This is a genomic window from Ferruginibacter sp. (assembly GCF_049840995.1).
GTDB lineage: Bacteria > Bacteroidota > Bacteroidia > Chitinophagales > Chitinophagaceae > Ferruginibacter.
This window is the reverse complement of record NZ_JASGIP010000003.1, coordinates 440,853-460,787: the sequence shown is the minus strand read 5'-3', so window position 1 is coordinate 460,787 and position 19,935 is coordinate 440,853. Positions and strand designations below refer to the sequence as shown.

Genomic DNA, 19,935 nt, shown 5'->3' with positions numbered 1-19,935 from the left:
TATTTATGAACTGGGGATATAAAATATTTACCGTGTATGGGGTTTTTGTTGCCGGCATTTCTTTTATGGTATTCAAATCATCCAGCCAGCAAATGGACCTTGTTACTACCGATTACTATGCCAAAGAACTAAAATACCAGGAAAAAATTGATGAGGCTGAACGGACTGCAGGTTTATCTGGCAGTATCAGTTACCAGGTCAATAACAACGAACTGCAGGTTGTTTTTCCGAAAGATTTTCAGTCAAATAAAGTAACAGGAACGATTACACTATATTGTCCGGCAGATGAACACAGGGACCAGCAGAAAGATTTTACAGTACAGGATCAACCGGCAGTACTACTGCTTGCGGGAACTGCCAAAGGCCAATATGAATTACAGGTGCAGTGTGTAGTGAATAACAAGAGTTATTATTTTAAGAAAAGAATTTTTATTGAATAATGATACAACTGCTAACAGCCGCCATGGCAATGGGTTTGCTGGGAAGCTTTCACTGCATAGGCATGTGTGGCCCGCTGGCATTATCGTTACCACTGCGCAGTGATAGCTACAGCGCTAAATTTTTCGGCGCATTTTTATACAATAGCGGCCGCGTGGTTACTTACACCGTGCTGGGGCTTTTGTTGGGTACAATTGGTAAAACGGCGGGCTTGTTGGGCGTGCAGCAATGGCTTTCTGTGGTATTGGGAGTAGTGATCATTGTTTTTATTGTGCTACCTAAAAAAACAAGCTTCTTCAAAAAGAATAATTATGTACAGCAGTTTTTTGCAAACATACGCCACCAGTTGGGACAGTTATTTTTAAAACAGCATTACAGTTCTTTATTTGCCACGGGTTTGCTGAATGGTTTACTGCCCTGCGGCCTGGTGTATATGGCGGCTGCTGTAGCTGTTGCCACCGGCGGATTGTTGCAAAGCGCCTTATTTATGGCATTCTTTGGCCTGGGCACACTGCCATTGATGTGGGCGCTGGCATTTTTTGGAAACTTCATCAGCATCGGCATACGGCAGAAGATCAGGAAAGCATACCCGCTGCTAATGCTGTTAATGGCCTGCCTGCTGATAATAAGGGGCATGGGATTGGGCATAACCTATATAAGCCCGAAAATGAATAATGAAAAAGTAATGATGCAAAATTGCTATGCAGTACCGGGAACGATCAATAAAAAATGAATTACCTGCCGTTATGATGACCAATAGTTATACATCGGGATACGATCAGCACAGGCAGGAATACCTGTCGTGGAGCCGGTTGCTGGAAACGCTCGGGCAGGAATCGGCTTTTTTAAAAACACGGTTATCGGAAGCAGTGGACCGGGGGATTGATAAAGAAGCGCTGGCATTGGCAGAACATTTTCAAAACCAGTTCATCATTAAAGATGATTGTATCAACGAATTGAAACAGGATATACAAATTGCCAATAATAATATGCCCGTAATAATGCAGGAAGCCAAACAAAATAAACTGCGAAACGAGATCAGGTATTTTGAAAAAAGCTTTTACGAACTAAAGAACGAGTTTGATAAATTCCTGCTGTCAGTTTCCGGCGCTTAATTCAGTAAAGCGGCCAGTTTTTTTTCATTGATGATGGTGATCAGCCCGTCTTTGATCTCCACCAGTTTTTCCTGTTTAAAATCACCCAGTGTTCTTATCAGGGATTCTGTGGCAGTGCCGGCAATATTGGCCAGGTCTTCGCGGGATATCTGTATAGAAAAATGTTTATCAGTTTCTTTTTTATACTTGTTCTGTAAAGTCATCAGCGCATCGGCCACTCTTTTGCGCAGCGAATTGTAAGCAAGGTGCAGTAATTGTTCTTCCTTTTCAGCCACATCTTTTGCTAACATCCGGATGAATTTTTTTTGCAGCGCAGCATCCGCATGCAGTAATTTTTCAAAATCCTCTTTGGGTATCAAAACTATTTCTGCATCTTCAATAGCTTCTGCAGTTTCTTTATACACCGATCCTTCAAATAATGCAGTATAACCAAAAAAATCCCCTTCATTAAAAAGCCCGATGGTGAGTTCCTTGCCATCATCGTTGGTCTTGAAGGTTTTTACCTTGCCCTTTTCAATATAAAAAAGACGCAGCGGATGATTGCCCTCGTTGTAGATCGCCTGTTTCTTTTTAAAATTATTGGTATTGCCGTTCAGTAGCAGGTCCTGTAAAGAATATGCTGTTGTTTCAGCCGCGGTATCATTCGTATTGCCCGACTGGTATTCTTTTTTCAACAGGTCGATTTTTGCCAGTCTTTTTTCAATGGCATTCAGCAATTCAATATCGCTGAAAGGTTTGGTGATATAATCATCGGCGCCCATTTCCATCCCTTTCCTGAAATCATTTCTTTCAGCTTTAGCCGTTAAAAAAATAAAAGGGATACCGGCCAGCCCGGGATTTTTATTGATCAGGTGCAGCACACCATAACCATCCAGCACCGGCATCATTACATCGCATACAATAAGGTCGGGCTTTTTCTGCAATGCAGTCTCCACGCCCTTTTTGCCGTTCTCCGCGGTACTTACTTCATATCCGGCCAGCTGCAGTATCTCTGCAGTGTTCTCCCTTATTTCATCATTATCTTCTATCAGTAGCAAATGCTTCATATAACTTGATCATTACTTGCGGTAAATTTAATCACAAACTCGCTGCCTTTTTCCAGTTCGCCCGAATAGGATACCTGGCCATTCATCAGTTCCATATACTTTGCCACAATATGCAGCCCCAGCCCGGTGCCCGAAATATTCGTGGCATTGGCACCCCTGAAAAAACGTTCAAAAAGATGCTCCTGGTCTTCGGCAGAAATACCAATGCCGCTGTCTTTTACCCTCACAACAATTTCTTTAGTGTTGTTCGTGCTGCTGATGTCGATCACACCATTATCAGGAGAAAATTTAATAGCATTGGACAGGAGATTTAAAATGATATTCCTCAACAGCGAAGGGTCCAGGTTTACAGCTTCGTCTCCGCTATGCCGGTAGTGTATCTGCTGACCGGGTTTTACCAGCGTTTCCATTTCGGTGCAAATGTTCTGCAGTAATTCTTTAATATTGAAATGGCTGTAGTGCGCCCTGATCTTACCGTCTTCAATTTTGCCGATGGATAAGAATTCATTTAGCAGGTCGGTAAGGTTATTGACGGAATTCTTAATGCGGTTAATATGTTTGTTCCTGTTTTCCTGCTGGTCGCCTTCAGTATATTTTGCCACCAGCGATGCAGAAGAAAGGATCGTACTCAACGGAGTGCGGAACTCGTGCGAAGCCATAGAAACAAAACGGCTTTTAAGATCGCTCAGTTCTTTTTCTTTATTCAGTGCATTGGTAAGTACTTCTTTGGATCGTTCCAGCTGGTGCATGGCATCGGTGAGTTCCCTGGTGCGCTGTTCTACTGTGGCTTCCAGTTCATCATTCAGTTTGGCTATCTCGGCCTCTGCTTTTTTTCGCACCGAAATATCACTGATAAAAGCGATCACGTACGATTCACCGTTGCTTTCATAATTGCCCAGGCTTACTTCCACGGCCAGCTCTGTACCATTTTTAGTAACGGCAAAAAGGTCCATACCCACGCCCATGGGCCGGCTTTTGGGGTGCTGGATATAATTATCCCTGTGTGCCACATGTTTGTGATGGTAACGGGAGGGGATGAGCTGCTCGATGGGTTTATGGATCAGTTCATCGGGTGTATACCCAAAAAGCCGGAGGGCAAAGGGGTTTACGGTGATGATAAGCCCTTTACTATTAACCACTACAATGCCCATGGAAGCATGGTTAAAAAGCGCCTGGTCAATATTTTCCGCAGTCTGCATGGTGTAAAATTATGCTGTAGCCTGCAAAGTTAACCCGCAGCCGCTTTACCTGCGGGGCCGGTTTTATATATTTATTTAACAACTCCGCCCTTTTTTAACCTTTGGAGTTTGATAAATAAAAGAAAAGCAGGTAACTTTGTCCTCCCTTAACAGGTAACTGTTTTGAAATTGCCCGATAGTGTAACGGTAGCACCTCAGATTCTGATTCTGCTTGTCTTGGTTCGAATCCAGGTCGGGTAACTTAACTAAAATGGATGAAACCTTGTCGGGTACAACTGGATATGGTTTCATCCTTTTCATTTAGTAACGTTTTAGTAACGGTTTTGAATATTTTGCTTGGTTAAATATGCAATACTAAGTACCAAAGAGTTTTTGAGATATAGAAATTTATTTTTTCCTTTTCTTTCCTTTAATACAGTTAATAACATACCTTAATAAATAATATTATTTTATTGTTGTTTTTTGGTTGATATTTGATTCTAACCTTAAAATAAGCACCAGTGATAAACGATAATCTCAAATCTTACTTATCAATTGGGTCAAGACAATCGCAAAATTGTTTATTTCATGGAGATAATTTAAATGTCCTCAAGTCTTTAGAAAAACGTTTTACAGGTAAAGTCAAACTGATATACATTGACCCTCCTTATAATACTCAACAAGTATTCGATCATTATAATGATGAGTTAACTCATAGTGCATGGCTTTTGATGATGAGAGAACGGTTAATTGCAATGGTTCCACTATTAAGCGAAGATGGCTCAATTTGGATTTCAATTGATGAAAATGAAGTGCACTATTTAAAAGTGTTATGCGATGAAATATTTGGAAGAAAAAATTTTATATCCTCCATAATTTGGGAAAAAAAATACTCCCCAAGCAATGATACCAAATATATATCCAATACACATGACTATATATTAGTGTATGCTAAACAAAAAACAAAGTGGAGAGCAAACTTGTTACCTCGTACTGAAGCGGTAAACAAAAGATATAAAAACCTCGATAATGACCCACGAGGGAATTGGACTTCAAGTGACCTTACAGTTAAAACGCCTTCTCCCAATTACATATACGAAATTAAAACTCCATCAGGACGAAAGTGTTTACCAGCAAAAAGTAGAAGCTGGTCAATTCCCAAAAGTACATTTCTAAAACTCAAAGCTGAGAATAGGATTTGGTTTGGAAAAGCAGGGAATAGCATGCCAAGACTAAAACGTTTTTTAAAAGAGGTTCAAGATGGGATAGTGGCAAAATCGATTTGGCTTAGGGATGAAGTTGGCGATAATCAAGAAGCAAAAAAGGAAGTAAAGCAAATCAATAAAGAGCAAGTATTTACTACACCGAAGCCAGAAAGATTATTAGAGAAAATTATAAAATTAGCAACAAATGAAGGTGATTGGGTACTGGATGCCTTCGCAGGTTCGGGAACAACCGGTGCTGTAGCTCATAAATTAAAACGCAAGTGGGTAATGATAGAAATCAATGGTTCATGTGAAGGTCATTGTTTGCCCAGAATGAAAGGGATTGTTATGGGGAAGGATAAGATAGGTGTATCAAAAATTACTAAGTCCTCAGGAGGAGGATTTAAATATTTTCAAACATAAAACTTACTTACAATGCCCTTAATTTGCAGCGGTGATGTGCAATATGTTAATTGCTGTTATACAAGAGGAAAAAGAACGTTAGCTGGCGAACGAGGTAATGCAAAGCGAACAGACCCATCTTTTGAATTGCATTCAGATACTGGTATCCAAGAAATTCAATTGAAAATTATTGATATTCTACCTGAGGATATGTACGCAAAGCCGAAAGAGCATGTGGATATTTATATACTTAGCCAAGGGGCAAACATATTAAAACAAGGGCTTGAAACGATTTTGCCGATAATAACAGCGGCCATTACCTTAGACCGTGGAAACCGTGACCCACGAGACCCAACCCAAACTTATGAAAATACAGGAGTTGCTTTAGAAATTGATAGCATGGAGGCTTGGATAAAAATATCCTCCATCAAAGCTTATTTTTCACCAGATAATTATTACTTAGAGTCAATCAAGACAACCGGTGTTAAATTGCCAAGACTAAATATTGATGTAGAAAAAAGTAAATCAAGATTGCATATAGGTGTAGAAATTGATTGGCAAAAGGTTGACCAAAAAACTACCGCTAATTATATAGAAATTAATATCCCTTGGTCTGAATGCGGTCATTTGCTACAAGCACTTAATAGTGTGATAACAAAAGTAAAATGATAAGTATGGTATTCCCAGTCCCACCTATTTCTTCGCTTTCAAGTTTTGCTTTAGAAAGATATGTGGCAAGTATATTTCAAGCACACGGATATTTTGTAAAACGTGATCTTTTGTGGGACGAAAACTTAGTTTTAGACACTTCCCGTTCTGTTAATATTCTACAAGCAGATGGGTTAGCATATTTATTTGCACCTTTGGGTGAAAGTAAAATTCTAATTGAATGCAAAGGAGGTGGCACGTTTACAGACTTTTTTAAATTTTCGGGTATCGCAAATCTTGTTAGACCTGACTCTTCATTTTTTGTTTGTAACAATTCACCCAATTTTGATGAGATACATAAGTTGGGTGAGAAATTGAATATTACAGTCCTACAACCAAACAATATAATAAGCAGATTTAGTATTCCTGGTATTGTAGATGAAATTAATTATTGGTTTTGGGCAAATGAAATCCAAGATTTTCTATTTCAAAAGGAGCGATTGATTGAAGCTATTACTGGCATAACTGCTTTTTCTTCAGACCAAACCGCTGCTTATTCCGAGATTAAAAAGTACAACGCTTCACTTTCTAAAGTTTGGACAGAATTTAAGCCAAATGACCAAGCGAACTCAATAGCAAAATATTTTGAAGACAATAGAGATTTTGTTCGGAAAATATGGAGATTACAAGGATTAAGAAAGGCTCCTGAAGCTGAAATTGCAACAAGTCAAAACATACTTTGTGAGAGTGCTGCCAATATAGTCTTAAAGCACAAAGTTGAATATTTGATTACAGCAGTTAGATGTGCTATTGCTACATTAACTTCAACTGATCCTACTTTCCTTGAAACAATTTCAGATGATACATTTAGGGCAGTTGTTCAAAAGATGATTGATTCAATTCAAGTTGCTTGCAGACTGCCACAATTTTTACAAGTTTGGATTTACCAATTTGGAGGAATTTTAAATTTGAACAATAATGAAGTTTCTGTTATTGCAAAATTGATTAATGAAAGGGATGAAACAATTAAATTATTTATTGATTTATTGGAAGATATTTTTAGAGTGGTTGGCAGTATCAATTGGGGTATTAGTAAGACAGCGGGAATTTTAGAATTCAAAGGTGTACCTGAGTCAATAAGAGGGTACGGGATTTGGGTTAGACAAAAAAAAGGTATTGATATTTCCACTTTTGTATTTAAAGAACAATGGATACGCAGATTGAAATTAATCACTGGTTATTCATAAGCTAATTATTAGTAAACATGAACATTGTATTTGGGTTTTCTACTTTTAATTTTTTATTTGTCACTAATAAGTACGGTTTGACCAAATTCTAACTCGATTAGTTTATGGCTACTGCCTGTTTGTTCATAGGTAAAAGAGTTGTTCTTTTCCGTTATTACCATTCCTTTTGTAAATGCTAAAGCTCCATCGTCTTTGTATAGATTATCGGTGAACTCTAAAGTGCAATCAAAAATAATTTTTTTGGTTTGGTGAATCTCTGTTGATATTTTTTTGACTTCGATATTTTTAACCCTTGCTTTATTTTGTAGCATTCCCGTTAAATCAGATTTAATTTGGCTTTCAATGCTACTGTTAGAGTTACAAGAATGCAACAAAAACAAGGCAAATATCAATATCAACTGTTTCAGCTTTTTCATTTAAAATTTTCTCTTAATTCAATTATTTTATTATCAATAAATGGATAAAATGCCCCCTTATCTTTACCTGTTAACTCCCATTCTGTTATTGCCCAGTTTCCATCCAATTTGCGCACTTGGTAAACAATATTCTGCGTTTCTCCATTTTTGTCGATACAAACCAACGTAACGCTTGATTCCTTACAATCCTTGCATCCCATTTTTACCCATCGGCTCTCTTGTATTTCAGCAACATTAATTTCTTTGATTTCTTTTATTTGTTTCATTTCAGGTGGCCCCCCAATCATATTGGGGTCTACTTTAGTCCATTTCTCTACCAAAGATTTGATTTCTGATGAATCACCACCACCAAAAGAACAAGAGAAAAGAAAAGCCGAACAAAGGCTAAAAAGGAGTATAATATTTTTCATAAACTTAGTCATATATAGGCTTAAAGATAGGGAGAATGTAGGTATTTACATCGCCTATATATGCCTAAGGATAAAAAAACTGATATTGAACAATACGTTATCAATCGGGTAAAGGAAATCCGTATTGAAAAAGGATTGACCCAACTCGATATTTCTATAATGTTGAGCAAATCAAAAGGCTTTGTAGGCCAAATCGAAAGCTATATACATCCGGCTAAGTATAACCTCAATCATTTGAACATTTTGGCAATAGAATTAGGCGTATCTCCGAAAGATTTTTTACCGGAAAAGGGATTGTCGGAAAGTAAAAAGAAGAAAGGCAAATAAAAATAAACTATAAGCAATTCTAAGACATAAAAATTTGTGTTTCTAAGGACGTACAGCTAAATCCTCATTATTTAATTGCCAATCATAAATCAAGCCGTAATTGTTTTATTTCAAGCTTCATATTATTTGGTTTGAATTCTTTGGCTGCTTCAAGTATTTCATCTTGTAAAATTGTTTAGCAAATTCACTAAGACAATAAAATAATAAGGAAGCAGACATAAGAGCAATTTTAAGCTGCTAAATTTGTTGTTTCTATCTTAAAATCAACAAATATTACAAGCAACAATTTATTTGGCTTATTTCAGCTTAAAATTGCTTTTTTATTATCCGGTGTATCTGGTTGTAATTTTCAAGATACATTTCTGCAACCTTTTCATTAAGTTCCAAAATAATATTCTTAAAATCAAACTTCGTATTATCACTCATTACTTCCCTCAGCTGTTTTAACTTCTTGCTTTTATCATCAGCGGTCAAACTACCATTTTTCAAAGCATTATTGAACATAGCCTCAATCCCTGTCCATCCCAAATGCTCTACATAGTACCTGTAAATAAATCTATCAACATCCTTTCTTCCCTTCATTTTACTGGGGAATACCATAAGTGCTCTTTTTTCAATGTCGCAATATTTAGAATACCAATCATCCAACAGTTTCTTATAAAAAGATGTGCTATACAAATGAACAGTTTTAATCTTTCGCATTCCAAGTGCTTTTGCTGCTCTTTCCTGTATCTGCACTTCATATCGTAACAGGTTTTTATAGCCCAATATTTCACCAATTTCTTTGTCCCTGTAGTTTTTGCTTCCAATTTCTGCAAGTTTATCATAAAAAAGCAGCTGAATATTTTCCTGATTGCTCATAAAACGAAGTGTTGTTTCTCTGTTGTGTATACGCTGATAAAAACGCAGATAATTTAGTTCTGGGAAATACTCAGGAACGGGCTGGTCAAGCTCAATATTACAGGCGGTGTCAATCCTTAACAATGTACCTCTTTCAATTGGTAACCCTAATTCATGGGATAGCATTTTTATTGCAGGCTTAACAAACTTCCAATCAAAATTATCAACATTATTACCATTAAAGTATTTTGCAAGACTACCTTCAATTACTAAGCAGTTATTGTTTCCAGTAACACTAAAAGTGCCTCTAACAAAACCAAGAGGATTAAAACGCCTACGGCGAAATTTATCAAACGGCTCAAGCCGTTGCTTTAGTTCTGTTATATCCCAAGTACATTTCAGTTCTTTGGGCAACAACAATATTTTAATTGTGTCAGTCATTTTCGGTTTTCTGTTTAAGTTATTATATATTCTCTCTTTTGGGATAATTAGTACGCTTTTTATAGAGGTTTTTCAAAATGTTGTTTAGAAAGTATCAGAATATCGATTTGTTTAGCGTTCAAAAACCTCATTAAAAGCAATATCAAATAGTTGCTATTCGATATTGGCTATCTTTTGCTTTTTCTTTTTTCCAAAATCTCTGTAATAGATGTTTTTTCCAATGATGGGTTGCTAAGCAGCCAATCATCAATTTCTGTTCTTTTGAAATAAAGTTTTTTACCAGTGGGTTTAGAACACTTTAGTAACCCAGCGGATGTTAATTTATAAATCCAGCTTTTGGTAATTCCTGCATAAACAGCTAATTCTTCTACTGTAAGGAAATTTTTTTGACTTAACAATAAAGCGTTTTGCTTTTGCAGGATAATTTTATGGCTTAGCAATACAGCGTTTTGCTTTTGTAAGATAATTTTAATGTCTTTAAAAATTTGTAGCACTGATTCGGCTTTCATAGTCTTTTATTTTTGTGTTGTTGAAAATATTGGAAGTGTATTTATTGCATTTAGTTTTAAGGTTGGGCTTGTCCTCACATATCGCATAGTGTGCTTTAAACTTTTATGACCTAACAGTCTTGCTGTAACAGATATATCTACACCATTTTCCACCAGGTTTGACCCGAAAGAATGGCGGGCTGTATGAAAAGTTATGTGTTTATCTATTTCAGCGTTCTTTACCCATTTACAAATAGATTTTAAACAACCAGTATGCGAAGGAAGACAGAAAATTTTTTCACTGGGTGCTTTTTTCTTGCCCATGCATCTTATAGCAGTAGGGTGTAGGGGCATACTCACTGGTTCATTGGTTTTGTGCTGTATAAAGCTTAAATTATTATCCGTAATGTTCTTCCACGTTAAAAGGTTTATATCAACAAAACGTAAACCGGTATATAAAGCAAATATAAACGAGTTCTTAACTTGGATATTTGGACATTGAGCACTTATGAGCAATTCAATTTCCTTTTGAGTAAGTATATCTTTACTTCTTGTTTCATTTATCTTTACTTGTATACCCATAGACGGGTCTGTTCTGAATAGATTTTCCTTCGTAGCTAATCTTATTACTTTGCGAAGCTTTTTAAAATATGTTAGCGGTGTCTCATAATTTAAGTTTGCTTCTAAATATTTCAAAAACCTTCTTAAATACGCCTCATCAATTTCAAAGGCAAATACTCGTGACTTACCAGCAAATCTTTTAAACCAATTGTACATTGAAGTATAAATGCGTGCATCGTTTTTACTGGGGTAGTTTTTTATGTAGTTTTCTAAATACGCAATAAAATCTTCTTTATTGGTAGTTTTTTGGATTATTTCATAGTCGCCCATCAGCAGTTTCAATTCCTTTTCTTTTACTATTCTTTGAAGTAGCTGTTTCTTCTCTTTAGCATCATGCTTTTCTACAAGAGTAAGGTTTTGACCCGCTTTGTATTTTAAATGTGTTAAGGTTTCTGTCCATCTTTTGCCTTCGTAATGATAATCAAGGTAGGGAGTAACATAACCGTTTTTCCCGTTCCGGTATCTTTTTGTAATTGCCATTTTTTAGTGTTTTTGGTTCAAGGGGGTAATAACCCAGAGCAATTGCGTTTTGAGCCTTTTTTTGGCTAATTGCAGACTGTTAACATAATTTTAACAGTTTGGTAGGTCTTTATGGGGGAATGGAAAATAGTAACGGTTTACTAACGGATAAGGAGAAGGTTAATACTAACCAGATGCAAGCAAATGAAATATGGATTTTGTTAGTTACAATGTAAGAGCGAAAATTATGGGGGATTTTTCCAACGTTAACTTTTAGGTCGGGTAACAAGAAAGGCCTTTGAATTATCAAAGGCCTTTTTTATTTTGGAAAATTAATTATGATTTAGGATATCAGTTCATGTAGTCTTGACGGTGAAGACATGGAACATAGAAGAAAGTCCTAAGATTGGAGACAGTGATTCTTCATTGAATATTTCTGAAACTCTGAAGCAAACTACGATCAATCCATAAGCTTCATAGGTTAATGACAAACCCATTGCCCTTGCGAATTTTTATGGCAATGAGCATGTAGGGGAGCAATATTTTCATGATCGTTGCCTGCAGAGGCAACAACCAGGAAATCTGCTGTATTTATTTGCACAGTAAGATTATGGGATTGAAAATGTTCCTTGATCTGGCTATTGAATACAGTTAGCATTTCCTGTAATTTTTGATTAATTTCAGTAGTATTCATAAACTGTTTTTAAAGTTGAACGGTTACAATTTTTAAGTTTGGGATAGCACCTGAAGTAAGAACTGCTCCGGCGCTATTGGTTATAGCTGCCAAAGAACCTCCTGCCTGATTAAGTTCATTAATATAATGTAAAAATGCTGCGGCTTCAGTGACAGTTTCAAATTTTAATTCAATACTATTTACACGGAGTTTATTCACGCCTTGGGCAATCTGGAAAACTTTTGGTCTCACGTCATTAGCAATAATCAATGGAGCCGGTACTTTATTGGTAACAATATTTTGATTAAAAGGCACATTTCCGTGTCGGTAGGTTACTTTTTGCCTTGCCTCAGGCAGATGGCGGTTTCCATGGTTAACCTGCCTGTACAGAAATGAATAATTCAGTTCGCCGGAGATATCATTTATTATATCTGGAAATATAACGGTAAGAAATTTTGGGGTAAGGCCTGCAGCTGCTAAAGGAGTATGGGTGCCGGCGTTGTAAAGCTCCTTATATTTAGTAAACTGTACCGGAGATGCCCAATCGTCTGTAAGAGCATATTCGATAGAAACAACAACGTTTCCGCTAAGATCAATTCCCGGTCCTCCTTCCTGTCGCAAAAGAATTTTATCCGGAGCAAGAGTCCCTGATAACTTTAAGATTTGCGACGTGAGGTCCAGCGATGTTTCGTATTTATCAGTAAAACCAACTGTAGCGTTTCCTCCTAATTCTGCAGAAGCCTTTGTACCATTAGTTTTATTGTCAGTTCCTTTATCGCTTGAGACTAATTGGAAACCGTTTCCAGTGGTGGAAGAACCGGATTCTCCTGTATTTACAAGTGTCACTGTACCATTTGATGTATTGCTGCTAGTCCCTTCAGTAGTATTACTTCCTGTGAAAGAAGTTTCACCGCTACCCTTTGCAGCAAGACTAAGAGAAGCATTCCAGTTTTGGGCTGAACTTACTTTACCAAGATTTAAAGTCAGACGGTCGCTGACAAATCTGTCCCAGGAATTAAATACAGCATGACTTGCAGTGGTAAGATGTACATTTAATTCGAGGTAGGCTATTCTGTCCCCCAGGTTATTGAATATTGTCTTTGCTTTGGTTGCTGGAATTCCAGGAGCTGCGGGAGTTGCTGGTACGTATTGGTATTGTAGACGATCAATTGTAAAAATAAGCGTCTTCTTAATTGTTTTGGGAATGATTTTGATACTGGGCTTATCTTCTTTGGAAAATTCAAAATTTGAATTCAGCAGCGCCATCAACTGAGCTGGTGTAGTTGACATTTGCGAAGCTGCAGTAATAAATGCTTCCTGTCCTTTATCGGAAAGGCTGAGGACGTTATAGTTGATCTCTTTTGCCGGAGTTTCATTGAGCAAAGTAGTATGAAGGTCAACCTGGACAAACGCCTGAGGATCGGAAGATAAACCGAAGGTGTTGCTGTTCCAATGATTATTATAACGTTTTGCAAGGTTTTTATCGCGAAATATGCCGCAGGATGAAAAGGAAATTGTAAAAATCAAAACATATAGAATTAGACGTTTTCCCATAAATAAGAATTTAAGATGATTAAAAGATTAATCGGAAAATAGAGATAAGGAAGCGTTTTACAAGGGTTGGGACGTTTCTGTACACTTAAAAGATGCACAGGCAGGTGTGAGTTAAAATAATAATTAAATATAGACTTAGTTTGAAAACGATAAATAGGTATTTTCCACGTTTTATATTAGGTGTTTTTACCTGTTTTGTTCGGCAAAATATATTATTAATGCTATTACAGTATCTCTATATTACTAAAAATTTATCGCTCACGGTATAACTTTCTCGTTTCTGTTCCGTGTTCTTTAAATAAATCATCTAATAACATCTTATATAGGTTTTTACAGGAAATAACATACTTATATTTATTTTAATTATGGGAAATATTTTCTTTTTAAGGAAAGTGGTGATAAACTAGAAGAAAATTCTTTAAGAGTAGTTAGTAAAAACAAAGTTACTGTTATATGACTGAAGGATATTCAATCAAATTATGGCCCGACTCTTTATTGTATTAAATGTAAAGTCTTTTCTTGTCAAGAAGCACAATTAGTATTTTAATAATCTTGTAAAGTTGTCTGACAAATAATTTTTCATAACGAATGTTATTCACTTAAAAGATTCGCAAGACGCTTCAAATCAGGCACAAATTGGTTCGAAAATTGTCCAACATACGTAACAACTCCGGACAAATCGAATTTTTCCTCGATTTGTCCGTTTTTTTTGCAGAAACCTCAGCCTCCGTTAAAAGTATAAGATGATAAAAAACAAATGCTCTTGTTTATAAAGTTCTATAGGGGCAGCGGGGTTTCGGATAGCTGGTTAGTGGGAAGTATTGCTTTTCACTCAAGAATAATAAACCAGGCTTTAGCTTCGGATTCCTTTCGTCTTGATATGGGTATTTCAATTCCATTTTTTAAAACAAAATGACCGGCTTGTAATGCTTTAATAGGATACCTGTTAACCAGGTAAGAGCGATGGCATCTGAAAAAATTTTTATCAATCAGTATGTCTTCAAAATATGCCAGGTTTTTAGAAGACAACTCCCGGGAACCGTTTGATAAATGAATATAACTGTAGTTACGCTCTCCTTCAATATGTGTGATCTGTTTTAATGGTAACCGCAACATTCCGCTTTGTGTGGATAACAGCAGTTTTTGATCTTCAGCTGATCTTGACCCAAGGTTGGCTAATGCATGCTTAACTTCAATATTATTACCCGCCCGTTTCAGCAATCGCTGTATTGCTTCATCAAGTTCATTTTCTTTAATTGGTTTGATGAGATAATCCAAAGCGTTGAACCGGAATGCCCTGATGGCATAGTGACTGTGCGATGTGGTAAAAATAGTTTGAAAATTAATTTTATCTAACTGCTGAAGCAGCTCAAAGCCTGTCATATCAGGCAATTCAATATCCAGGAAAACAACGTCGGGCTTTGTGGAAGCGATCAACTTTAATGCCTGTCTACCAGTGTTAGCTACATCCACCAAAGCAATATACGTTGCATGCTCCTTAAGCAGATCGCACAACACTGTTGCCATAAAGGTATTGTCTTCAACTATTAAAGCTTTTACAGGTTTCATAAATAAAACTTGAAGTAAATATACAGTACTAATTAAAACCGTTTGATAATTATAGCTACCTTATGATAACTCAACCATTGTACCTGCGGATTTTATACCATAGCTTTAATCAACCATAATTAACCATAGATGCGTCCAACCAGATTTTTATTACTCCTCTTATTGTTTTTAACCGCCGGATTATTTTTTACTTCCATAACCTTCGGACAAACCAAATCGGATGCTGAGCTATTTGCAATATGGAAAGATAAATCGAAACCTGATACAGTAAGGTTAGAAGCACTATGGGAGAGATTTGATATGGATTCCCTGCCCAGCCAGGAACCGGAATGGTGGAAGAAATGGGATAAGGAAATGAAAGAAGCCATTGACCTGGCTATAAAAAACAACAAGAAGGGTTACCTGCCACTATTGTATATGGCTACGCTGGAATCTTATAAAGGTAACACTGATAGCATCTGTATTACTGCAAAAAAGGTAATCGAAACTGCAAAAGTGGCAAATGCTTCCAAAACACCATTTGTTTTTTATGCATACCTGGGTTTATATTATAATCACTGCGATGAAGAGGTGAAAGATGAAGATGTGCTCAATGAATTCAATAAGGTAAAAAGCAGGATTTCGAATACTCCTGCCGATATTAAAGAACTCCGGGAAACAACTTTTGCTATAGGAGAATGGTTTTCGATCCAACAAAAATATCCAAAAGCGTTAACCTATCTCCTGGAAAGCCTTCGTTTATCGGAACAATCGAAATTAATAGACATTTCTTATGCCAGAACCACCGAAAGGCTTGGAGGTATTCATACCGAAATAGGGAATTATAAAGAAGCAGAAAAGTACATAAACAAAAGCCTGGAGGTTGCTCATGCGCAAAAAGATACGTTCCAGCTGGGAAGCAGCTATCTAAGCAAATCTAATTTAATGATAAGATCAAAAGATGAAGTTAAGGCACAACGCTATATAGATTCTGCCCTGTACGTGATGAAAAACGTTAAACATTGTGAACCTTGTTATAATGTGGCTAAAACATTAGATGCAGGTATTAAGAATCTATCAAAAAACTATGCAGGAGCATTGGCAGAATTGAATGAGGTAGAAGCATTTTTTAATGGAGAAAGCAAAGGGGAAAAGCTTGAACCTTTTTTTTATACAGAAAAAGCAAGAGCTTACCTGGGGTTGAAAAAATATGATAGTACTATTGTAACGATCAACACTGTGAAAGTAGAAAAGGGAAAGTATAATAAAGTCGTTTCAGACAACTATGAATTACTTTCCCAGGCTTATGAGGGTATAGGGGATTACAATAATGCACTGAAGAATTATAAATTACATGTGGAGACTGAAGATACATTAGCCGTATGGAGAAATAGCAGTGAAGTAACCAGGCTGGAATTAGAGAATCAATTTACGCAGCAACAGCTAAAATCCAAATTGGATTTTCAATCCCAACTCAATAAACAAAAGTCCACCAGAAACTGGATTATTATATTAGGTATTTCAGTCTTGTTGCTTGCCGTGGGATTGTATGCCAGGCTGAGGTTTACCCGGAGAACGCAAAAACTATTGCAACAAAAGAACGAGATCATTGAAGCTGAAAAACTAAAAGCCGAAGCAAGTGAAAAAGCCAAACACCAGTTCCTTGCCAATATGAGCCATGAGATACGTACACCCATGAATGCGATAAAAGGCATGACCGATATTTTAATAAGACGCAATCCTAAAGAAGATCAAAAGGAATACCTGGAAGGCATTAAACAATCTTCCGATTCGCTATTGGTTGTCATTAACGACATTCTCGATATTTCAAAAATTGAGGCCGGCAAAGTTGAACTGGAGCATGAACCATTCTCTGTAAATGAATTACTGAACAATGTACACACGATCATGCAGTTTAAAGCAGAAGAAAAAGGGCTCGAACTTAAAAAAGATATTTCGCTGGAAGGACTTATTGTAAAAGGTGATATCAACAGGTTGCGACAGATCCTCATCAACCTGGTCGGCAATGCGATCAAGTTTACCGAAAAGGGATTGGTTACAACTTCTGTACAATCAGCACAGGACGAAGGAAAGCTGAATCTGCACTTTATCATTTCCGATACCGGTATTGGTATTGATGAAGATAGAATGGGCAAAATATTTGAATCATTCGAGCAGGCTTACAGCGATACCAGCAGGAAATTTGGCGGCACCGGGTTAGGGTTAAGCATTTCTAAAAAGCTGGTAGAATTGCATCATGGTAAGATTTGGGTAGAAAGTGAAAAAGGTAAGGGCAGCCGGTTCCATTTTACAATTGCTTATGAAATAGCAGCCGGAAAAGCTGAAGAAAGCAATACTGAAAGTACCAATACCAATATCGCTGAAGATCTGAAAGGTATTGCAATATTGCTTGCAGAAGACAATCAATTTAATGCAGTGGTAGCACAGGAGGAATTGGAAGATGCCATTGAAGGCGTTAAAGTTGAAGTGGCTGAAAATGGAGCTATAGCTGTTGAAAAATTAAGATCATCCGGCTTTGATATTATTCTGATGGATGTACAAATGCCAACTATGAATGGTTACGAAGCTACCAAAGCAATAAGAGCCTTCAATAACGAAAAAGCCGGTACACCCATCATTGCTATGACGGCCAATGTGCTTAAAGAAGAAGTTGATCTTTGCTACCAGGTCGGCATGAATGATTTTATTGGGAAACCTTTTGATACCATCGAATTGATACAAAAGATATATACCTTAATTAATAAAAAGTCATGATGAAAAACAAACCACTCATTTTTATTGTAGATGATGAGCCATTACTATCCGAAATGCTGACGGATTATTTGCAGGAACAACACACCGGTTTCAACATTCGGTCTTTTGCAACCGGCGAAGCCTGTTTGCAAAGTTTAGATGAACAGCCCGATGCGGTAGTGCTGGATTATCATCTTAACTCAAAAGAAAAAGATGCGGCCAATGGCATTGATATACTGAGGGAAATAAAAAAGCAAAAGAAGGCTTTGCCGGTCATTATACTATCCAGCCAGGAAAGTTATGGAACGGCTGCAAAAACTATCATGCATGGCGCAGTGCATTATGTTATTAAAAGCCAGGATGCTTTTAAAGAAATTTTTGAACTGATCAAAGCCAATGTATAAATGACAGACCTTGCCTTTTTAAGAAACTTCACTAAAGACGATCCCCTGAAAATGAAACGCTACATTTCGTTATACCTTGATGTAGCCCCAAAAACCTTTGAGGAAATGAAACGTAATCTCGATAATGGAGATTGGGAGCAATTACGTATCAATGCTCATTCCTTAAAGCCACAAGCCGATTTTATGGGGATTGACAGTTTAAAAGAGGAACTCATTAAAATTGAAGAAGCTGTGAAAACAAAAAATTTTGATATTCTTGATAACCTGTTTACTACATCGCTTAACATAGCTATAAACGCTGAGATTATGCTTAAAGAGATGTTGGATCAATTATAAAATGTGCCTTACAGCATGTGAAGACATTTCGGGCAAAAAAACTTTAGTTTACTTCAAACAAATTTGTCCGACAAATAAGTTTTGTAACTTATTGTTATTCAATAAAAAGATTTGCCAGCCTTTTTAAGTCAGCTATAAAATTACTGGATGGACTGATCATACATTAAGATACCTGTGTTTTTAATGTGGGCGGTGTCTCAACTGTCCACAACATAAAATCCAAACCTCAAGTACAAGAAATCTTCAGGAAAGCACATGATGCCCAACCTGTTTAGAATACCTATCCTTGCTTTTCTTCACCTAAAAACGATTGTATGGCTTGCTTACGTTTCTTATTGGTACCCTTGTTTGGTATTATGTTCTGCATGAGTGTTCATGCACAAAAAAAGACAAAGATTGCTTCAGAAAAAAATATGGCGGCTTACCTGATGGTATATTTTAAAGATGATACGCATGGATTGTACTTTGCGCTGAGTAAAGACGGATACAGTTTTACCGATGTAAACAATGCCACACCAATATTTGGAAGTGATACCCTTGCCGAACAAAAAGGTATACGTGATCCGTATATCATGCGTGGCCCCGATGGCATGTTTTATATGGCACTCACCGATCTGCATATCTATGCGCAAAAAGCAGGTTACAGAACAACAGAATGGGAAAGGGAACGGGCACAATATGGCTGGGGCAATAACCACGGTATTGTTTTAATGAAATCTCGTGATCTGATAAATTGGTCACATACTGTTTTACGGGTAGACAAAGCATTTCCTGCACTGGCTGATATCGGTTGTGCATGGGCGCCCGAACTGATCTATGATGCGGTACAGCAAAAGATCATGATCTATTTTTCTATGCGCTTTGGCAACGGGAAAGAAAAAGTGTATTACGCCTATATGAATAAAGATTTTACACAACTGGAAACGATGCCCAAGCCAATTTTTGAGTATCCCAAAAACTTTGCTTACATAGATGCTGATATTACTAAAGTGGGGGATAAATATCATATGTTCTATTGCTCACATGATGGTACAGCAGGCATTAAGCAGGCCATATCGGATTCGATCAATACCGGCTATGTGTACGATTCAACATGGATCGATCCGGAAAAAGGCGGTTGCGAAGCGCCTACTATATTCAAGCGTATTGGCGAAAATAAATGGGTATTGATATATGATATCTACAGCATAAAGCCACACAATTTTGGCTTTATGGAAACTACTGACTTTACCCACTTTACACCATTGGGGCATTTTAATGAAGGGGTGATGAAAATGACTAATTTTTCAATACCCAAACATCCTGCAGTTATCCAGGTCACCAAAAAAGAAGCCCAACGGATTGCCGACTATTGGAAACTCGACATGAAATTCTGATCATTCAAT

Annotated in this window: 21 protein-coding genes and 1 tRNA gene; 12 read left to right on the top strand and 10 right to left on the bottom strand. The window is 37.0% G+C overall.

Translation table 11 applies throughout. The features are described 5' to 3' along the window. Positions 1–5 precede the first annotated feature (5 nt). Genes QM738_RS03520 through QM738_RS03510 form a run of 3 tightly spaced genes read left to right on the top strand, consistent with a single transcriptional unit; the run spans position 6 to position 1,553 of the window. Positions 6–440: a FixH family protein gene (locus tag QM738_RS03520; RefSeq protein WP_462275302.1), complete on the top strand. Its 435-nt coding sequence runs from the start codon at positions 6–8 to the stop codon at positions 438–440. Continuing rightward, positions 440–1,171 carry a sulfite exporter TauE/SafE family protein gene (locus QM738_RS03515; protein ID WP_462275301.1) on the top strand — a complete coding sequence of 244 codons (732 nt, stop codon included), beginning with the start codon at positions 440–442 and terminating at the stop codon, positions 1,169–1,171. The genes QM738_RS03520 and QM738_RS03515 overlap by 1 nt, the downstream gene beginning before the upstream one ends. After that, complete coding sequence (locus QM738_RS03510) at positions 1,140–1,553, top strand: hypothetical protein (protein ID WP_462276715.1); 414 nt, start codon at positions 1,140–1,142, stop codon at positions 1,551–1,553. The genes QM738_RS03515 and QM738_RS03510 overlap by 32 nt, the downstream gene beginning before the upstream one ends. On the opposite strand, the gene QM738_RS03505 is transcribed toward QM738_RS03510, so the two are convergent. Both QM738_RS03505 and QM738_RS03500 read right to left on the bottom strand, forming a co-directional pair. Further along, entirely contained in the window at positions 1,550–2,599 is a 1,050-nt protein-coding gene (locus QM738_RS03505) for a response regulator (protein ID WP_462275300.1), read from the bottom strand. The two genes, QM738_RS03510 and QM738_RS03505, sit on opposite strands and share 4 nt — an antisense overlap. Then, positions 2,596–3,798, bottom strand: a complete 1,203-nt coding sequence (locus QM738_RS03500; RefSeq protein WP_462275299.1) for a PAS domain-containing sensor histidine kinase — start codon at positions 3,796–3,798, stop codon at positions 2,596–2,598. Before QM738_RS03500 ends, QM738_RS03505 begins: the two co-directional genes overlap by 4 nt. Before the next feature lie 169 nt (positions 3,799–3,967). Between QM738_RS03500 and QM738_RS03495 the strand changes: the two genes are divergently transcribed. The 4 genes from QM738_RS03495 (at position 3,968) to QM738_RS03480 (ending at position 7,279) form a co-directional block, all read left to right on the top strand. After that, positions 3,968–4,038 (top strand) — tRNA-Gln (locus QM738_RS03495). A gap of 260 nt (positions 4,039–4,298) precedes the next feature. Then, positions 4,299–5,405 (top strand): site-specific DNA-methyltransferase, encoded by a 1,107-nt coding sequence (locus tag QM738_RS03490; RefSeq protein ID WP_462275298.1) that lies wholly within the window; start codon positions 4,299–4,301, stop codon positions 5,403–5,405. 12 nt (positions 5,406–5,417) lie between these two features. After that, entirely contained in the window at positions 5,418–6,053 is a 636-nt protein-coding gene (locus tag QM738_RS03485) for a hypothetical protein (RefSeq protein ID WP_462275297.1), read from the top strand. 5 nt (positions 6,054–6,058) lie between these two features. Then, entirely contained in the window at positions 6,059–7,279 is a 1,221-nt protein-coding gene (locus QM738_RS03480) for a hypothetical protein (protein ID WP_462275296.1), read from the top strand. Between the two features lie 53 nt (positions 7,280–7,332). Here QM738_RS03480 and QM738_RS03475 read toward each other — a convergent pair whose 3' ends face one another. Both QM738_RS03475 and QM738_RS03470 read right to left on the bottom strand, forming a co-directional pair. Then, on the bottom strand, positions 7,333–7,695 hold the full coding sequence (locus QM738_RS03475; RefSeq protein ID WP_462275295.1) for a hypothetical protein: 363 nt from the start codon (positions 7,693–7,695) through the stop codon (positions 7,333–7,335). Continuing rightward, positions 7,692–8,105 carry a hypothetical protein gene (locus QM738_RS03470; protein ID WP_462275294.1) on the bottom strand — a complete coding sequence of 138 codons (414 nt, stop codon included), beginning with the start codon at positions 8,103–8,105 and terminating at the stop codon, positions 7,692–7,694. The genes QM738_RS03475 and QM738_RS03470 overlap by 4 nt, the downstream gene beginning before the upstream one ends. A gap of 60 nt (positions 8,106–8,165) precedes the next feature. On the opposite strand from QM738_RS03470, the gene QM738_RS03465 reads away from it, so the two are divergent. Next, entirely contained in the window at positions 8,166–8,432 is a 267-nt protein-coding gene (locus QM738_RS03465; RefSeq protein ID WP_462275293.1) for a helix-turn-helix domain-containing protein, read from the top strand. Positions 8,433–8,738: 306 nt separating this feature from the next. Here QM738_RS03465 and QM738_RS03460 read toward each other — a convergent pair whose 3' ends face one another. The 6 genes from QM738_RS03460 to QM738_RS03435 form a co-directional block, all read right to left on the bottom strand. Continuing rightward, complete coding sequence (locus tag QM738_RS03460; protein ID WP_462275292.1) at positions 8,739–9,713, bottom strand: phage/plasmid replication domain-containing protein; 975 nt, start codon at positions 9,711–9,713, stop codon at positions 8,739–8,741. Positions 9,714–9,880: 167 nt separating this feature from the next. After that, on the bottom strand, positions 9,881–10,222 hold the full coding sequence (locus tag QM738_RS03455; RefSeq protein WP_462275291.1) for a helix-turn-helix domain-containing protein: 342 nt from the start codon (positions 10,220–10,222) through the stop codon (positions 9,881–9,883). 6 nt (positions 10,223–10,228) lie between these two features. Then, a complete protein-coding gene (locus QM738_RS03450; RefSeq protein ID WP_462275290.1) occupies positions 10,229–11,302 on the bottom strand; it encodes a tyrosine-type recombinase/integrase in 1,074 nt (357 codons plus the stop codon). Between the two features lie 460 nt (positions 11,303–11,762). Further along, complete coding sequence (locus tag QM738_RS03445) at positions 11,763–11,975, bottom strand: hypothetical protein (protein WP_462275289.1); 213 nt, start codon at positions 11,973–11,975, stop codon at positions 11,763–11,765. Between the two features lie 9 nt (positions 11,976–11,984). Further along, positions 11,985–13,508, bottom strand: a complete 1,524-nt coding sequence (locus tag QM738_RS03440; RefSeq protein ID WP_462275288.1) for a hypothetical protein — start codon at positions 13,506–13,508, stop codon at positions 11,985–11,987. A gap of 828 nt (positions 13,509–14,336) precedes the next feature. After that, the gene (locus QM738_RS03435; RefSeq protein WP_462275287.1) at positions 14,337–15,077 is read right to left on the bottom strand and encodes a LytR/AlgR family response regulator transcription factor; all 741 of its coding nucleotides are present in this window, start codon (positions 15,075–15,077) and stop codon (positions 14,337–14,339) included. A 129-nt stretch (positions 15,078–15,206) separates the two neighbouring features. Between QM738_RS03435 and QM738_RS03430 the strand changes: the two genes are divergently transcribed. The 4 genes from QM738_RS03430 to QM738_RS03415 all read left to right on the top strand — a co-directional run bounded on the left by QM738_RS03430 (position 15,207) and on the right by QM738_RS03415 (position 19,926). Next, positions 15,207–17,831 (top strand): ATP-binding protein, encoded by a 2,625-nt coding sequence (locus QM738_RS03430; protein WP_462275286.1) that lies wholly within the window; start codon positions 15,207–15,209, stop codon positions 17,829–17,831. Further along, on the top strand, positions 17,828–18,214 hold the full coding sequence (locus tag QM738_RS03425; RefSeq protein ID WP_462275285.1) for a response regulator: 387 nt from the start codon (positions 17,828–17,830) through the stop codon (positions 18,212–18,214). Before QM738_RS03430 ends, QM738_RS03425 begins: the two co-directional genes overlap by 4 nt. Then, positions 18,215–18,550: an Hpt domain-containing protein gene (locus QM738_RS03420; RefSeq protein ID WP_462275284.1), complete on the top strand. Its 336-nt coding sequence runs from the start codon at positions 18,215–18,217 to the stop codon at positions 18,548–18,550. Positions 18,551–18,864: 314 nt separating this feature from the next. Then, a complete protein-coding gene (locus QM738_RS03415; protein ID WP_462275283.1) occupies positions 18,865–19,926 on the top strand; it encodes a glycoside hydrolase family 43 protein in 1,062 nt (353 codons plus the stop codon). Positions 19,927–19,935: the final 9 nt, after the last annotated feature.

Excerpts from the sequence above, each read along its gene's own strand:
- QM738_RS03435 (WP_462275287.1), bottom strand. The coding sequence starts at position 15,077 with ATGAAACCTGTAAAAGCTTTAATAGTTGAAGACAATACCTTTATGGCA.
- QM738_RS03485 (WP_462275297.1), top strand. The coding sequence starts at position 5,418 with ATGCCCTTAATTTGCAGCGGTGATGTGCAATATGTTAATTGCTGTTAT.
- QM738_RS03520 (WP_462275302.1), top strand. The coding sequence starts at position 6 with ATGAACTGGGGATATAAAATATTTACCGTGTATGGGGTTTTTGTTGCC.
- QM738_RS03440 (WP_462275288.1), bottom strand. The coding sequence starts at position 13,508 with ATGGGAAAACGTCTAATTCTATATGTTTTGATTTTTACAATTTCCTTT.
- QM738_RS03470 (WP_462275294.1), bottom strand. The coding sequence starts at position 8,105 with ATGAAAAATATTATACTCCTTTTTAGCCTTTGTTCGGCTTTTCTTTTC.
- QM738_RS03465 (WP_462275293.1), top strand. The coding sequence starts at position 8,166 with ATGCCTAAGGATAAAAAAACTGATATTGAACAATACGTTATCAATCGG.
- QM738_RS03475 (WP_462275295.1), bottom strand. The coding sequence starts at position 7,695 with ATGAAAAAGCTGAAACAGTTGATATTGATATTTGCCTTGTTTTTGTTG.
- QM738_RS03460 (WP_462275292.1), bottom strand. The coding sequence starts at position 9,713 with ATGACTGACACAATTAAAATATTGTTGTTGCCCAAAGAACTGAAATGT.
- QM738_RS03445 (WP_462275289.1), bottom strand. The coding sequence starts at position 11,975 with ATGAATACTACTGAAATTAATCAAAAATTACAGGAAATGCTAACTGTA.
- QM738_RS03515 (WP_462275301.1), top strand. The coding sequence starts at position 440 with ATGATACAACTGCTAACAGCCGCCATGGCAATGGGTTTGCTGGGAAGC.
- QM738_RS03425 (WP_462275285.1), top strand. The coding sequence starts at position 17,828 with ATGATGAAAAACAAACCACTCATTTTTATTGTAGATGATGAGCCATTA.
- QM738_RS03480 (WP_462275296.1), top strand. The coding sequence starts at position 6,059 with ATGGTATTCCCAGTCCCACCTATTTCTTCGCTTTCAAGTTTTGCTTTA.
- QM738_RS03430 (WP_462275286.1), top strand. The coding sequence starts at position 15,207 with ATGCGTCCAACCAGATTTTTATTACTCCTCTTATTGTTTTTAACCGCC.
- QM738_RS03415 (WP_462275283.1), top strand. The coding sequence starts at position 18,865 with ATGGCTTGCTTACGTTTCTTATTGGTACCCTTGTTTGGTATTATGTTC.
- QM738_RS03505 (WP_462275300.1), bottom strand. The coding sequence starts at position 2,599 with ATGAAGCATTTGCTACTGATAGAAGATAATGATGAAATAAGGGAGAAC.
- QM738_RS03455 (WP_462275291.1), bottom strand. The coding sequence starts at position 10,222 with ATGAAAGCCGAATCAGTGCTACAAATTTTTAAAGACATTAAAATTATC.
- QM738_RS03510 (WP_462276715.1), top strand. The coding sequence starts at position 1,140 with ATGCAGTACCGGGAACGATCAATAAAAAATGAATTACCTGCCGTTATG.
- QM738_RS03450 (WP_462275290.1), bottom strand. The coding sequence starts at position 11,302 with ATGGCAATTACAAAAAGATACCGGAACGGGAAAAACGGTTATGTTACT.
- QM738_RS03500 (WP_462275299.1), bottom strand. The coding sequence starts at position 3,798 with ATGCAGACTGCGGAAAATATTGACCAGGCGCTTTTTAACCATGCTTCC.
- QM738_RS03420 (WP_462275284.1), top strand. The coding sequence starts at position 18,215 with ATGACAGACCTTGCCTTTTTAAGAAACTTCACTAAAGACGATCCCCTG.